Here is a 14,477-nt window from a genome sequence, read left to right on the forward strand (position 1 = left end):
CGGCCAGGCTGCGGGAATGCACGGCATGAAATGAGCTTACTCACAACGCAGGGCAATCAGTGGGTCTACTTTGGCCGCGCGGCGGGCGGGCAGGTAACACGCCAGCAAGGCTATTGCCAGTAACAGAACAGCAATCACGGCAAACGTCGCCGGATCGGTGGCGGGCACGCCGAAAAGGAACGCCGCCATCAGCCGCGCCATTGCCAGCGCCGCGCCGATGCCAATGACAATGCCCAGTAACGCCAGCCGGAAACCCTGTTTCAGCAGCAGTGTCAGCACCTGTGCTTGACTGGCTCCCAACGCCATGCGAAGGCCGATTTCATTGGTGCGTTGCGTGACCGTATACGCCATCACACCGTAAATGCCGAGTGCGACCAGCAGCAGGGTGAAGCCAGCAAAACACCCCAGCAGCAGCAAGTAAAAGCGCGGTTCGGCCAGCGCATCACTCACCAGGTCTTCAACCAAATTGAGCCTGTAAATCGGCTGATCTTTGTCGAGCGCCCAGATGGCGCTTTTTACCGAGGCAAGCAAAGCGCTGGCCTCCGTCGTCGTGCGCATGATCAGCGTGCGTTGCGAAGACGGGCGCGTTCGCTGACTCCAGGGATAGTAGACCTCCATCTCGCTGAACCCATCGCCAGGTTTGCCTAGATTGACGTCGCCAGCGACACCGACAATGGTCAGCCAAGGCCGCGCTTTGCCAAACCGTATGCGTTGGCCAACCGGATTCGCAATCCCCCAATAACGTCGCGCCATTTTTTCGTTGATGATCATTGCGGGCGGCGCCTTGACGCCGTCTTCGGCGCCAAACGCCCGGCCTTGTAAGAGCGGGATGCGCAGCGTCTGGAAGTAGGCAGGATCAATAAAGCTGAACGGCAAGACCATTTTTGCATCGGCGGGTTCGGGCGGATGGCCTTCGATTTCGATTTCGAGATTAAAGCTGATCCCGCCCCCTTGTGGCGGCACGCCCATCGCGGCGGTCGCCGATTCGACGCCTGGGACAGCAGCTAAATTGGATTTGAGGCGGCTGAAGAAATCTTCCTCTTGTTCCAAGGTCGAGTAACGTTGCGACGGCACCGAGAGCGTGGCGGCGATCAGGTTTTTCGGCTCATATCCCGGCGGCACGCCGCTCAAATGCAAGAAGCTGCGCATCATCAAACCCGCGCCAATCAGCAGCACGAGCGACAAGGCGACCTCCAGCACGACCAAGGCGTGGCGCAAGCGGTTTTGCGCACGATCCGCCGTGGCCCTGCCCGTCACGCCTTTGAGCGCATTATGCAGATCAGGACGCGACGCCTTGAACGCCGGTAACAAGCCGCAGACAAAACCAGTCAGCACTGTGAGGGCCAGCGTAAAAAGCAACACACGTCGTTCGAGACTGATTTCATTGACGCTGAGAAAGGTCAGTTCATCCGGTACCAGTTTCGCCAGCGCAGCCACACCCCACCGCGCCAGCGCTACGCCCAACGTTCCAGCCAGCAACGCCAGCAACAAACTTTCGGTCAGTAATTGCCGCATCAAACGTCCGCGCCCCGCGCCCAGTGCCAGGCGAATCGCAATTTCGCCCTGCCGCTGCGCCGCGCGCGCCAGCAACAAATTCGCCGCATTCGCGCACGCCAGCAACAAGACAAAACCGACTGCGCCCAGTAAAACCAGCAGCGCCCGGCGCGGCCCCGGATTGACGCGGATCGAACCCAACTGCGACAGCCTCGTCTGCCAACCGCTGGGGTCGGGCCGCTCTGTGTCGAGGCGTGTGCCCAGTGCCGTAAGCGCCGCTTGTACTGTGGGCAGCGCTGTGTCGCCGCGCAACCGGGCGACCGTATTGAAGCGGCGCGGGCGTTTCTGTTCATCCGCCGCGGTTAGCGGCAACGGCACCCAGAGTTCGAATTTGCCATAGGGGAATTTGAACTTCGGCGGCATTACCCCGACCACAGTGTAGCGTTGATCATTCAGTGTCAGCGTTTTGCCGAGCGCATCCGGGGTGCCGCCCAAATGGCTTTTCCAGAATCCGTCGCCAACCAGCACAACGCGGTCATTGCCCGGTTCGGCATCCTGCGCATTAAACGGTCGCCCCAATTTGGGCTGGACGCCTAGCATCGCAAACAATCCCGACGTGACGGCAGGCGCATTCACCGACTCAGGCTCTTTGCCGCCCGTGAGCGTGTAAGTGCGCGGTTCGTGCGCCTCGACTTGGACGAAGAGATTCGTCTGACTACGCCATTCCTGAAACGCCTCCCAGCGCAACCCCGGATAGGAAAATCCGCTCTTCGCTTCCAGTTGCTGGATTTCCACCAACCGGTCAGGTTCCGCGAATGGCAACGGACGAAACAGCACCGCATCTACCACGCTATACACTGCCGTGTTCAGGCCGATGCCCAACGCCAGCGTCACCACGACCACCAGCGTGAAGCCCGGATTTTTGCCCAAGGTACGCGCCGCATAGCGCAGGTCTTGCCACAGGTCTGCGATCATATTTCTCCTCCGATTGGTTCCCAGCACGATAGGTTCAGGGTTTACTTGCCGCGCGGCGCGCCGCAATTCGCGCGCCAACGTGGCGCTGCCACGCAACTGCACGCGGGTCAGCCGTGCGGCTTCGGCTGGCGTTGCGCCACTGGCGAGTAACTCCGCGTAAATTTCGTCGAGGTGTTGCGCGAGTTCTTCAACAATGGAGGACTCGCGCGTCGGTTCCAGCGTCAAACGCGCCAGCCGCCGTCTGATCTCAGGCTTCCATTCCGGCAATTCTTGTTCAGGCGTTTTTTGGTCAGGCATTTTCCGGCCTTGTGATTTGGTTGATCGCCGCGACAAAGGATTCCCAGATGCTGCGTTGCGCCTTGAGCACCTGCTTGCCTTCTTTGGTCAGCTTGTAACAGCGCCGCCGTTTCTGGCCGGCCTTTTCGACCCACTGGCCGACGATCCAGCCGCGTTTTTCCAAGCGGTATAGCAAGGGGTAGAGCGAGGCGACGTTGAATTTCAGCATCCCGTCCGAACGCGCTTCGATCAGCTTGCTGATTTCGTAACCGTGGCGCGCGCGCGCTTCCAAGAGCGAGAGGATGAGCAATTCGGCGCTGCCCTTCTTCAACTCGCGGTCGAGCATAGGTGAATTTTTATATGTCATAGCTACATATTATTTAGCCGAATAATCGAGGTCAAACCAGATCGTGACCAAACACTGCGAGCGGGGTGAAGAATTTTGGCTTTACTGGTTTGGCTGCAAAAAAGTTTGAAACGAACCGGCTTTCTGGAGGATTGAAGGTGAAATCGGCTGGTCTGGCAGAGGGTGAACACGATTTTGACCAAGCGGCACTTGGCGCTCGATCAAGTTGAGCAGCAGCGGTAACGCAGCCGGCTGTGGCGCGCAGGGTCTATTCATTCTTGCGACAAGCAGTCCACCCGGCCGTCCGACAAGCTGCCAGCTTGTCGCGGGCGTGGCAGTCAGCCCACTGGTTCGCCCGCCGAGACTTCGACAAGCTGGCAGCTTGTCGAACACTTTCCGAGCATGAAGAAACCCGGCTGTTGTGCGCCACCATTGTGAGGCCGCCGCAGGGTGCGTTAAGCTGCGCGTTGTCTAGGCTACACAACTTGCGCACCGCTGCGGCGATTGCCGGTTAGTGTTGTCGCATCGGCTCCGTCGCTAATCCAAATAGTGCCGGAGCCTTTGTTTCAAGCCGAGTCATTAACGCTCCTCCTTATGCACGCTGATGATATTCCCGTCCAGCGCGCTCATCAGCACGCGCGTCGTCGTGGCCAGCGTCCCATCGTCCGAAAGAATCGCGAGCACATAAGAAGCCTGATGCAGCGGGCCTTCGCGCACCAGCCTGGATTCCAACACCGTGCCGGGATATTGGCTGGTCGCGATCTGAATCGCTTGCTGCATCGTGAGCCGGGCTTCTTTCGCCAGTTCAGCTTGCCGCTTGGCCATCGCCTCGCGCTCGGCGCGCCGGTGCGCTATCAACTCAGGGTCTTGTGCCTCCAACTCGGCGCGCCGCCGTAGCACGACTTCCGGATGAAGTGGTCCCAACTCTGCGCGTACCTGCTCCTCCTTCATTCTGGCTTCATGCAACGCCCGCTCGTCATTCTCTCTAGCCTGTCGTTGGGGGTCTTGCGTAAACGTAATAGCTTTCGGCCCATCTACGGTGTTGAATAGAAACAATCTAGGTTCTTGCTGCGAGTCTGGTGAGTGGGTGACGGCCCAGCCTCGCTCTATCCGGCGATGCTCTTCAAGTTCGGCCTCGGCCTTCAGTTTCGCTTCGCGGACTTCGTCGCGCTCCTGCGCTTGTGGTTGCAGGAGCACAACCTCTCTGCCGCCCGACTGTCCTGGCGGTCGAATCACCGCGAGCACTGTACCCGCCGTTACTTTTTCGCCGGGCTGCACCAGCAGTCTTTCGATGACGCCACTGGTGCGGGCTTCGGCCCTGATCAAGCCGTTGCCGGTTTTCACCTCAGCGATAACTTCGCCGCGTTCGACTGTCTCGCCCGGACTCTTCAGCCAGGTGACTAACGTGCCAGTTTCGGCGGCGCCGCTTTGTGGTGGCGTAGCGCTGGCGCTCTGTGAATTGATGTTGATGCGCAGTGCGAAGGGCGCCGCGAGCGCGCACGGGACAACAAAAATGAGCGTGGTTGCGATTAACAACCACTGCCTGCGACGAACATCGAGCTGCGGTCTTTTTAGAATAGTCATAACACGTTCCTCCAAAATGTCGGCATCGGCGATGCCAACGGTCATGGTTGCAGTGGGGGTTGCAGTTGGGGTTGCAGTGGGGCGGCCCACCGTGACTGCCGCACCGGCCAGGCGGACAAGCGAACGGGCATAGACGGCGGCGTCCAACAAACGTTCGGTAACCAATTCGTCACAGCCCAGTTCCCGCGTCTCTCTGATCCGGCGTCGCACCAGCGCCGTGGCTGGATGAAACGCCAGCGGCCAAGCGATGAATTCGTAAAGCAGGTTGCACAGATAATCGCGCCGCCACACGTGCACCAGTTCGTGCCCGATGGCTGAAGTCAGCAGGTCGCGATCCGCTTCGTGCAACAACTGCTCCGGCAAAATGACCAGCGGGTTGCGGCTGCCCACGGTGACCGGCACTGTGAGCGCAGCCGAGCACAAAAACTGCACCCGTTGCACGCCCAACGCCGTTTGACACATGCGCACGGCAGTTCGAATGTGTTCAGGCAGGTCAACCGCATAAGCGCTGCGTATCAGCCCGCGTGTCTTGCTCCAGGCCAGCCATAACTTGCGGCCTCGATAGCAGAGCAACAGCAAATAGAGACCGGCGATGACTGCGGCGGCGTTCTCACTGAGCGAAAGAAGATGATTTGCGGCCTGCTTTGGCGTGGGCGGCAAGACCGGCAGCGGCGCGGACGCGGCCTTTATGCCGAATTGCGGCAAGGCTGCGGCATCAATACTGACGGGTAGCGTTATGAGCAGTGACGGCTCAGAAAAGAAAGCGCGGCTCAAAAGGAATGCGCCTGACACTGCCGGCAAGCCAAACGAAATGACCAGCGCCGCCACCCAAACCACGTGGCGATAACGCGCCGAGGTCGCCCGCAACAGGCGATCACACAACGCGGCGAGCGCCGCAATCAGCACAAGCTGCCAGCCCGCATTCAGCAAAAAGGTCAACAACAGTTGGCTACTTGTTCTCATCGCCTGCCTCCTCGGCCTCTTGCAAAAGCTGATTTAACTTAGCCATTTTGGCGGCATCGAGATGTTTGGTTTCCACCAGGCTCATCACCAGACTTTCCACCGAACCGCCGAACAAATGCTCGACCAAATCGCTGACCGCGTGCCGCACGACCTGGCTGCGACTGACGGCGGGCCGGTAAAAATAGGCCCGTTCTTTCAGCGTGCGTTTGACCTTCCCCTTGCGGTGCAGAATGTTGAGCATCGTCTGCACCGTGGTGTAGGCCAACTCGCGCGCGAGTTGCTGCTGTACGGTCTGGACGTTGGCGGGGCCGGTGTCCCACAGAACATGCATGATTTCGAGTTCGAGCGGGGTTAAGCGCTCAGGCTTACTGCGATTCATTCGCCACCTCCTAAGTTTTTAGGAGTATATAACCCCAAGCGTGACCGATGTCAACTAAAACTTTAGGAGCCGCGCGTAACGTCCCAGTGTGACTGGTCTCCAAGTCAGATCGGCCAGTGGCTCGGCTCGTTCTCATGCTGAGGCTCCATGTGCAGGCTGCTCTGAATCACCTCAACACGCTCACAACTGCCCCGTCTTGGTTGAACACTTACCTGTACTGACTGCCGATTCCTGATTCCCGATTCCTGACAGATTGAAAATCAGCCGGTCTTTTCAGTTTAGTAGGAATCAGGAATCAGGAATCAGCGGTCAGTCAAAGGTCTTTGGCAGATGTTTTAAGGACTTTGCAAAAGCCCTGTTGCTCCGCTCGCCCAGGCAAGATCGAGCTTGACCGTAGCTGCACGTGGCTCTACCATCCGTCAACTGCTACGTATACGTAACAGCGAAAATGCGGTCACGGCAAACCGGGAATTTCCGGTGTAGTGGTAGGGCGTGGCTGTTGACGGTGGCACTCAAATAGCGAAGCAAAGGAGGAATTGCGATGGGGTTTCGCACTGGTCTGGGAATGGGGCTGCGTGGGGCTTATTTCTCGATGCACCGTTCCTTTCAGGCATTTTACGCGCGACACGGCGCGACGGCGGATCAGTTCGTGGTGCTTTCGATGCTGGCGGAAGAGGACGGCATCACCCAACAAGAGTTGGCCCGCCGCGTTTTCTCCGATCCGAATACGATCACCGCGATGCTGACGCTGCTGGAAAAGCGCGGGCTGGCAAAACGGGAAGATCACGAGGCAGATGGGCGGGCGTGGCTTGTATACCTGACGCCGAAAGGCCGCCAGTTTCAGCGCACGCTGCATGAGAGCGCCGAACACTTGCACACGCGCTTGCGTGAGGCAGTGCCGCCGGAGCAATTGGAAATGGTTTTGAATGTCTTGCGAAAAATTGCCGAAGCAATGCCCTCGCCGGAGCGCAAGAGCCGGAAGGCGCAACCGCAAAAAGCGCGCAAGCTCAGCAAACGTATTGCTGGCGCCAAAGCGGCGCAGAAAAACAAAAAAGCCACACGCAATCATTCGTGATGCTTTGATTGGAGGAGTAAAGATGAAACCGCTTGGTTTCCTTTTCAGCCTGCTTATGGCGGGCACGCTGGCCTGCTTGCTCTGTGACAGAGTCGCCCACGGCGTCGCGGCTGCGCCGTTCACGTTGGACGATCCGGCCAGCCCCATCAGCGTCGCCTTCGACGGCAGCAGCGGGCGCATGCGCGTGACGGTCAAGGCGACGGGAACGATTTGGAGCAATCCTGACTCCGGCGGCGGCGATACGGTGACGGTCTCCAACGTCACACAGCCGGATGCGCGGCATCTGACGGCCAGCGTCCGCACGAACCGCGGCTATGACCTGAGCCTGCGCCTGGAACTGGTGCCGGCCACGGGCGATTTGGTGACCACGCTCAGCGGCAATCCGAACACGAACATTGCCGGACGGGTTCAATACCCTTGGGCCTTCTTCCCTGCCGACGGTTCCGGGTTTGCGGTGCTACCGATCTTCAGCGGTTATGTCGTGCCGACCACTGACACGAGTTGGCGCGTACCGTCTGCGCATAGTCGGCTGGAATGGTTTGGCGGCACTGATGGCAACGACACAGAAAGCTGGCTCTGCATTCTCGACCCGGCGCAAGATGTTTTTCTGAACGCACAAACGGGCAGCATCGGCGGCAATACGCGGTTGGGCGGCGTGCCGCAATGGGCAGGCTCTAACGCCAACGCTGCAAAAACTTCCGACCTGCTCTCCTATGACCGTAGCGCGACGTTCCGTTTCTACACGACCGGCGGGTATGTGGCCTTGGCCAAACGCTTCCGCCAATACGCGCAGGGCAAGGGCTGGCTGAAAACGCTGGCACAGAAGAAAGCCGAAAACAGTCAGGTCGAACAACTCATCGGCGCGCCCGTCATTTATCTGTGGGGCGATGGCCGCAGCACGGCGATGCTCGATGCCTTGCGCACGGCAGGGGTGCGCAAAGCCCTAATCCAGACCTCAATCAATCACGTAGATCAAAACAACGGTTTCCCGAACCAGCAATTCGCCGATGGCACGGGCTGGTCGAACGAAGTGCGCAATCACGGCTACGTGCCGGGCATTTACGATATTTACGCCAGCTATAACAGCCTGCAACGCACACCGCCTTACAACGGGTTCAGTTATCTCTGGCCGACGACGGCGAATCCGCAATGGTATTACGTGCGCGCGGACGGCACGGCAAATGGCACGCGCGTCGCAGCGGCGCGGGCGAAAGATTTTGCGCGCGACACGCGACTGCCGGCGCACGTCAGCCGTTTCGGGCTGGATGCGTTCTTCTTTGATGTAGTCTGTGCCGAAGAGCCGGGCGAGGATTACGACACGGCGAACGGTCATTTCGCGACGCGCGAGCAGGACATCTCCAATCGCGCCGCGTTGCTCAACGCTGCCTACAACAATCCCAACATCGCCAAGCGCTTGCTCGTGGGCACCGAACAAGTCAAATCGTGGGCGATTCCCTACCTGCATTGGGCCGAGGGCGCGTTCTGGCTGGGCAGCGTCACCGCGAGTCCGGCGCAGGGGAGCTTCAACAACAACGCCTATCCTTCTATCGCCTCAGACGTAATTGACCCGAAGAATTCTTCCGCGACCAATCAACTGCCGCTGCTGCTGACGGATGGCTATCAGGTTCCGCTGTGGGACTTGGTCTATCACGAATGTATGCTGGCCACATCGCACTGGCATCGCGCGCAAAACAAATATCTTTACGTCTGGGATCACGCCGATCTGTCGGCGCTGATTCGCGGACAAGCCCCCTTGCTGCATCTGGTTTACGACGGTGCGGCGGGCAGCATTGGCCGCGCGATTCAAGGCGCGACTGATGCGCGCACGGGGAAGTTCTGGGACACGCGCTGGACGAACGCCAATGTTCAGGCGCGCGTGCAGCAAACGTACAACACGGTTTGCGCCTGGCACGAGCAGGTCGCCATGCTCGAAATGATCGCCCACAAACGGCTGACCGCTGATCGTTCGGTACAGATGTCCGAATTCAGCGCCGATGGCGGACAGTCGGGCAAAGGCATCGTGGTCAACTTCGGCACCTATGACGGAGCCTACGGAATGATCGGCGCGACCTGGAACGGCACGCTACGCGGGCAGGCGCTCGCGGTTCCGGTCAACAGCTTTCGGACATACAGTTGGGCCGCCACCATGCCGCGCTCGCAAGTCAGCGTTTCAGCGGCTAGCTACAGTAGCGCGGCGCTCGCGCCCGAATCCATCGCGGTGGCTTTCGGCTCTGATTTGGCGACGGCCACGCAAACGGCAACGCTCCCCTTGCCTACCAAATTGGCAGAAACGACTGTGACGGTGCGCGATAGTGCGGGCGTCGAAAGACTCGCGCCGCTTTTCTTTGTTTCTCCCACGCAGGTCAATTATCTGATTCCCGCGGCGACGGCGGCGGGCACGGCGACGATCACGACGACCAGCGGCAACGGCGTAGTCTCTGCCAACCATACGCAAATCGCCGCCGTCGCGCCGGGCCTGTTTACCGCCAATGCCAGCGGACAAGGCGTGCCCGCCGCCAGTGTGTTGCGCGTCAAGGCCGACGGCTCGCAGCAATACGAACCGGTCGCCCAATTCGACCCGGCGCAAAACAAATTCGTGGCCGCGCCAATCGAACTGGGGCCGGAAAACGAGCAGGTCTTCTTGCTGCTGTTCGGCACAGGACTGCGCTACCGCAGCACTCTCAGCAACGTGCAGGTGCAAGTTGGCGGCCAGGATATGCAAGTGACGTTTGCGGGCGCGCAAGGCAGCTTCGGTGGACTCGATCAAGTCAACGTGCGGCTGTCGCGTAATTTGCTCGGACGTGGTGAAGTCGAAGTGAGGCTCACGGCAGACGGGCAGACAACGAATACTGTCAAACTCAACATACGCTGAACTCAGGCGCTAGATCGGTTTTCACTTCGGTGTATGGCAAAAAAGCCGCGCAGCGGGACAGTACCGCGCGGCGCGCCTACCGTACACGCAAATGAAAACCGATCTAAGACTTGGCCGTCATTGCGAGGGAACGCTGCACAGTTACTCGTGACGCAAGGCAATCAGCGGGTCTACGCGCGCCGCCCGCCGGGCTGGCAAATAGCAGGCAAGCAACACGACGAGTACCAATAACAACGCCGCCAGGACAAATGACAGCGGATCAGTCGTGCCGACACCGAATAACAACGTTTTGAGCAAGCGGGTGAAGAGCAGCGCACCGGCCAAGCCCAGCGCAATGCCACACGCCGCCAGCTTCAGGCCCTGGCCGAGGATCAGTTTCAGCACCGCCTGGGGTGAGGCGCCCAGGGCCATGCGGATGCCCAGTTCATGTGTGCGTTGCGCGACCGCATACGAGACGACGCCGTAAAGGCCCGCGCTCACCAAGATGAGCGTCACCACGCCGAACAAGCTCAACAACAGCGCCTGGAAGCGCGGCTCGGCGACAACCTCGGCCAGTCGCTCATTCATCGTTTGCACTTTGGGCGCGGGCAAGCCTTTGTTCAGCGCTTTGATTTCGCTGTGCAGGGCGGCGGTCAGATTGGCCGGATTGCCCGACGTGCGCACGGCCAGCGTGGGCGATTGCATCGGCCATTGCCAGTACGGCACATAAGCATTCGTCTCGATTTGCGGATCGAGAGTCAGGCTTTTCACATCCGCCGCGATGCCGATGATCTCCGTCCAGTTCGAGACGTTTGTATAGCGGTCGGGTTCGGCGACTTGGCCGGGATTGAGACGGCTGGGATGAAGGCGTTTGCCGATTGGGTCAACGTCGCCGAACAACCGCCGGGCCAGCGTCTCGCTGAGAATGGCGACGCGCGGGGCCAGCAGCGTATCGCTCTCGCTGACCGCGCGGCCACGCAAGAGCGGAATGCCCAGCGTGCGGAAATAAGCGGGCGTGACGGCCTGAAAACTGGCGCGTGGGTAATCGCTTTCGACGCCTGTTTGCCGGCCTTCGACGGTGATGGACATGCCGGCTTTGTCGCTGACGGCGGCGGCGCTTTGCACGCCAGGTTGCTGTTGCAAGCGTTCGAGCAAGGCGCGCACGGTGACTTGCGGGCGCGTCTCAGTGTCTCTTACCCAGGTGGTAAAACCCGACACCGAAAAATCCAGCTTGGCCGTGAGCAAATGCTCCGGCTCGAAGCCACGATTCACGCGCAGCATGTGCGCGAAGCTGCGCAACATCAGGCTGACCGCAACCAGCAGCAGCAACGCGAGCGCGACTTCGGTGATCACCAGCAGACTGCGCAAGCGGCTGCGTTGCAAAGTGCCTGACGCGCCTTTGCCGGTGTCTTTCAATGCCAGATTCAAATCCGGCTGTGTCGTTTGCCAGGCGGGCGCAAGGCCGAACAGCAGGCCGGTCAAACAAGCGATCAGCAGCGTGAAGCCCAATGACCAGCCATCCAACCGCACTTCATTCAAGCGCGGCACGTGATCGGCGTTGAAGGCGATTAACAGTGTCAGACTCCAACGCGCCAGCAACACACCCAGCGCGCCGCCAGTCAACGCGAGCAACAGGCTTTCGGTCAACAACTGCCGCAGCAAGCGCCAACGGCTGCCGCCCAGCGCCAGACGAATGGCAATCTCTTTTTGCCGGTCAGCCGCGCGCGCCAGCAACAGATTGGCGACGTTGGCGCAGGCGATCAGCAGGATGCCCGCGACCACGCCCCACAACAGCCACAACGCCAAGCGCAAATTGCGTCCCAGCGTTTGTTCGAGCAAGGGGATGACCAGGGCTTGCGAACCGCTCAACGATTCGGGGAATTGCTGTGCGAGGCTGGCTTGCAGCGTGCTCAATTCGGCTTGCGCCTGCTGTGGCGGCACGCCGTCTTTCAAGCGCGCCAGCACCGACAACCAAGGGCCGCGCCGTTGTCGCGGGATGCCGTCCCAACCCACCGGCAACCAGATTTCAGTTTGATTGGGAAAGTTGAAGCCCGGCGGCAGCACACCCACGATGGTGTAACTGCGGCGGCCAAACGTATCCACCGTCAACGTCCGCCCCAACACTTGCGGGTCAGCGCCAAAACGGCGTTGCCAGTATTCATACGCCAGCAAGGTGACGAGTGGGCCGTGCTCTTGATCTTCTTCAGGCACAAAGACGCGGCCCAGATAGGGGCGCACGCGCAGCGTCGCAAACAAATCAGACGAGACATAAGCGCAGCGTGCTCTCTCGCTGCCTTCGTGGTTGACGAGATTGAAATCGCCCGTGCCCGTCCAATAGGCGATGCGCTCGAAGGACTGCGTCCGCGCGCGCCATTCGACCAGATCGGGCGGAGTGACGAGTTGCTGTTCGACGTTGCGGCGCGGATGGCTTTGCCACAGCCGCACCAGGCGCTCCGGCTGATCGAAGGGCAGCGGACGCAACAGCACGCCGTTCACCACCGTGAAAATTGCCGTGTTCGCGCCAATGCCCAGCGCCAGCGTGAGTATGACGATCAAGCTGAAGCCGGGTTGTTTCAGCAACGTTCTTGTACCGTAGCGCAAGTCTTGCCAAAGGTCTGCGATCATTGTGTGACTCCGGTTGGTTGCAGAGTTCAGTGCGGAGCGACGCTGGCACAGTACCGCGCGCGTGAGCAAGCGGCGCGTCAAGCTGACGCCATTGGCCGAATCGCACAGCCTCCGCTTGCTCACGCGCGCGGTACCGTCCCAAACTCAGCGGCCCAGCAAAAGCGTCACGGCTTTGCCTTCAAAGCTCGACGCCGCAATATCGCGCTTGCCGTCTTGATTCACATCGCCCAACGTCAGGTGATAACTCCCGGGGCCGGCGCGAAACGGCGAACCGGGCGCGGGCGCAAAGCCTGTCGCGCGGCCCAGCAACACGGTGACATCCGCAACCGTGGCGACGATCAAATCCATCCGCTGATCGCCATTCACATCGGCCACGGCCAAGCCGTAAGGCGTCGCGTTGACCGCATACGGCGAACCCGGCGCGGGTGCGAACGCCGCGCCCTGATTCAACAAAACGTTAAGCTGACCTGCCGGGTGACTGGTGATGATGTCTAGGCGCTGATCGCCATTCACATCCGCCAGCTTGACATAAAACGGCGCAGCCGGAATCGTCAACCCCGTTGCCGCGCTTTCTTTGAAACCGCCTTTGCCGTCGCCACGGAAAATTTTGACCTGGCCCGGCACGGGCGCAAATTCGCCGCGGTCGCCGCTGGCGATTACCAGGTCGAGATGCCTGTCGCCATCCAGATCGGCAAACAAATCGCCATCCGTGCGCGGCGGGCTGCCCGCGCTGACCGGCAGTTTGATGGCTGGCCCAGGCGTGAATTGGCCGCGCCCATTGCCCAGCAGGCTCGCCATGCTGTACTGGCGCAGATTCGCCGTCACGACATCGAGTTTGCCGTCTTCGTTGAGATCAACGAGATGCAGGCGGCGCGTGAAGTATTCGGTGCTGCCGCTCAATTTGAAGGGCGCGCCCGGCGCCAGCGTGAAGCGGCCTTTGCCGTCGCCGAAAAAAACATCCACGCTGTCTTGCTCGCTGTGCGTGATGAGCAGGTCGGCAAAACCGTCGCCGTTCAAATCCGTTGTTTGCAAATCGCCCGGCTGATAGGAAAGTTTGAGCGGGCTGCCCGCCGCCGCTACGAAACGACCCGTGCCATCACCGAGGTGTACGGCCACGAATTGTTGCAGCAGGTGGCAGGTCAGCAAATCCTGCCGGCCATCGCCATTGACATCCGCCAAGACCAAACGGCCCGAACCCTCCCCTACTTCAACCGGCGAACCGGGCGCGGGGCTAAAGAGCGGCGCTTGCATGCGCACCGGCGCCAGCCCCAGCCAGCCCAGCCAAAACATTGTCGCGATGATTTTGAACATACACGCTCCCCTCATAGATGACCTTGCGACGCGCAGCCTTGACGCACCGATTGGCCGCCCCAAAGCTGCTTGCTGGCAGCCGCACAAGACCGCCTGAAGCTGGCAAAAAGTTTCGGCGGCCTCACACCGCCCCACGCCGTGGCAACGCACAATTTTCTGCCTGTCACACCAGCTTCGTTTAATTTCCGCCGCTGTCCAGCTTTTTTATTGTCGCTGTTTGTTATTTAGACGTGCGGCGCTCGTCCTTTCTTCCACAAAATTTTACTTTGTGGCGAACGACCAAGAAAAAGGCGGCAAGGCAATGGGAACCCACTGCGCGCCGGCTTCGGCGGCGGCTTCGTCTGCCGTTGCGCGCTCAATTCCCAAAACTGTTTAGATGCAGTTGAAGTTTATGGCAAGTTAGAAGTGAACTTGGTCTGCGACTTAATTGAAGCCTATGCTTATTTCGACACGCGAAGCCTTTGGAGTGCGGCGGCTCGACGCCGCTTTGGTATGCCCTCGGCAGCAAGTGCGCGGCGGGCAGCCAAAACAAATGGCACGTGTTCCCAGAATTTCGTGCTGTGCCAAAGCGATACCAAAGCGGCGTCGAGCCGCCGCA

At 60.0% G+C, this 14,477-nt stretch carries 8 protein-coding genes; 2 read left to right on the forward strand and 6 right to left on the reverse strand.

Going from position 1 to position 14,477, the window contains the following annotated elements; all coding sequences use genetic code 11:
• Positions 1-36 precede the first annotated feature (36 nt).
• The 4 genes from HY011_25745 to HY011_25760 form a co-directional block, all read right to left on the reverse strand.
• On the reverse strand, positions 37-2,766 hold the full coding sequence (locus HY011_25745) for an ABC transporter permease (GenBank protein ID MBI3426348.1): 2,730 nt from the start codon (positions 2,764-2,766) through the stop codon (positions 37-39).
• Positions 2,759-3,091: a PadR family transcriptional regulator gene (locus tag HY011_25750; protein MBI3426349.1), complete on the reverse strand. Its 333-nt coding sequence runs from the start codon at positions 3,089-3,091 to the stop codon at positions 2,759-2,761. The genes HY011_25745 and HY011_25750 overlap by 8 nt, the downstream gene beginning before the upstream one ends.
• Before the next feature lie 579 nt (positions 3,092-3,670).
• Positions 3,671-5,638, reverse strand: a complete 1,968-nt coding sequence (locus HY011_25755) for a hypothetical protein (protein ID MBI3426350.1) — start codon at positions 5,636-5,638, stop codon at positions 3,671-3,673.
• The gene (locus tag HY011_25760) at positions 5,625-6,017 is read right to left on the reverse strand and encodes a BlaI/MecI/CopY family transcriptional regulator (protein MBI3426351.1); all 393 of its coding nucleotides are present in this window, start codon (positions 6,015-6,017) and stop codon (positions 5,625-5,627) included. Before HY011_25760 ends, HY011_25755 begins: the two co-directional genes overlap by 14 nt.
• A 541-nt stretch (positions 6,018-6,558) precedes the next feature.
• Here HY011_25760 and HY011_25765 point away from each other — a divergent pair.
• Together HY011_25765 and HY011_25770 are read left to right on the forward strand one after the other, a co-directional pair.
• Positions 6,559-7,092, forward strand: a complete 534-nt coding sequence (locus HY011_25765) for a MarR family transcriptional regulator (GenBank protein MBI3426352.1) — start codon at positions 6,559-6,561, stop codon at positions 7,090-7,092.
• Between the two features lie 22 nt (positions 7,093-7,114).
• Positions 7,115-9,964 (forward strand): hypothetical protein, encoded by a 2,850-nt coding sequence (locus HY011_25770; GenBank protein ID MBI3426353.1) that lies wholly within the window; start codon positions 7,115-7,117, stop codon positions 9,962-9,964.
• Between the two features lie 141 nt (positions 9,965-10,105).
• Here HY011_25770 and HY011_25775 read toward each other — a convergent pair whose 3' ends face one another.
• Together HY011_25775 and HY011_25780 are read right to left on the reverse strand one after the other, a co-directional pair.
• Positions 10,106-12,568, reverse strand: a complete 2,463-nt coding sequence (locus HY011_25775; protein MBI3426354.1) for an ABC transporter permease — start codon at positions 12,566-12,568, stop codon at positions 10,106-10,108.
• A 144-nt stretch (positions 12,569-12,712) separates the two neighbouring features.
• Positions 12,713-13,879, reverse strand: coding sequence for a VCBS repeat-containing protein (locus HY011_25780; protein ID MBI3426355.1), 1,167 nt, complete (start codon positions 13,877-13,879; stop codon positions 12,713-12,715).
• Positions 13,880-14,477 lie beyond the last annotated feature (598 nt).

The sequence above is a fragment of the Acidobacteriota bacterium genome (assembly GCA_016196035.1).
GTDB lineage: Bacteria > Acidobacteriota > Blastocatellia > RBC074 > RBC074 > JACPYM01.

Coding starts and splice junctions, on each gene's coding strand:
- HY011_25775 (MBI3426354.1), bottom strand. CDS start 12,568: ATGATCGCAGACCTTTGGCAAGACTTGCGCTACGGTACAAGAACGTTG.
- HY011_25750 (MBI3426349.1), bottom strand. CDS start 3,091: ATGCTCGACCGCGAGTTGAAGAAGGGCAGCGCCGAATTGCTCATCCTC.
- HY011_25765 (MBI3426352.1), top strand. CDS start 6,559: ATGGGGTTTCGCACTGGTCTGGGAATGGGGCTGCGTGGGGCTTATTTC.
- HY011_25745 (MBI3426348.1), bottom strand. CDS start 2,766: ATGCCTGACCAAAAAACGCCTGAACAAGAATTGCCGGAATGGAAGCCT.
- HY011_25760 (MBI3426351.1), bottom strand. CDS start 6,017: ATGAATCGCAGTAAGCCTGAGCGCTTAACCCCGCTCGAACTCGAAATC.
- HY011_25770 (MBI3426353.1), top strand. CDS start 7,115: ATGAAACCGCTTGGTTTCCTTTTCAGCCTGCTTATGGCGGGCACGCTG.
- HY011_25780 (MBI3426355.1), bottom strand. CDS start 13,879: ATGTTCAAAATCATCGCGACAATGTTTTGGCTGGGCTGGCTGGGGCTG.
- HY011_25755 (MBI3426350.1), bottom strand. CDS start 5,638: ATGAGAACAAGTAGCCAACTGTTGTTGACCTTTTTGCTGAATGCGGGC.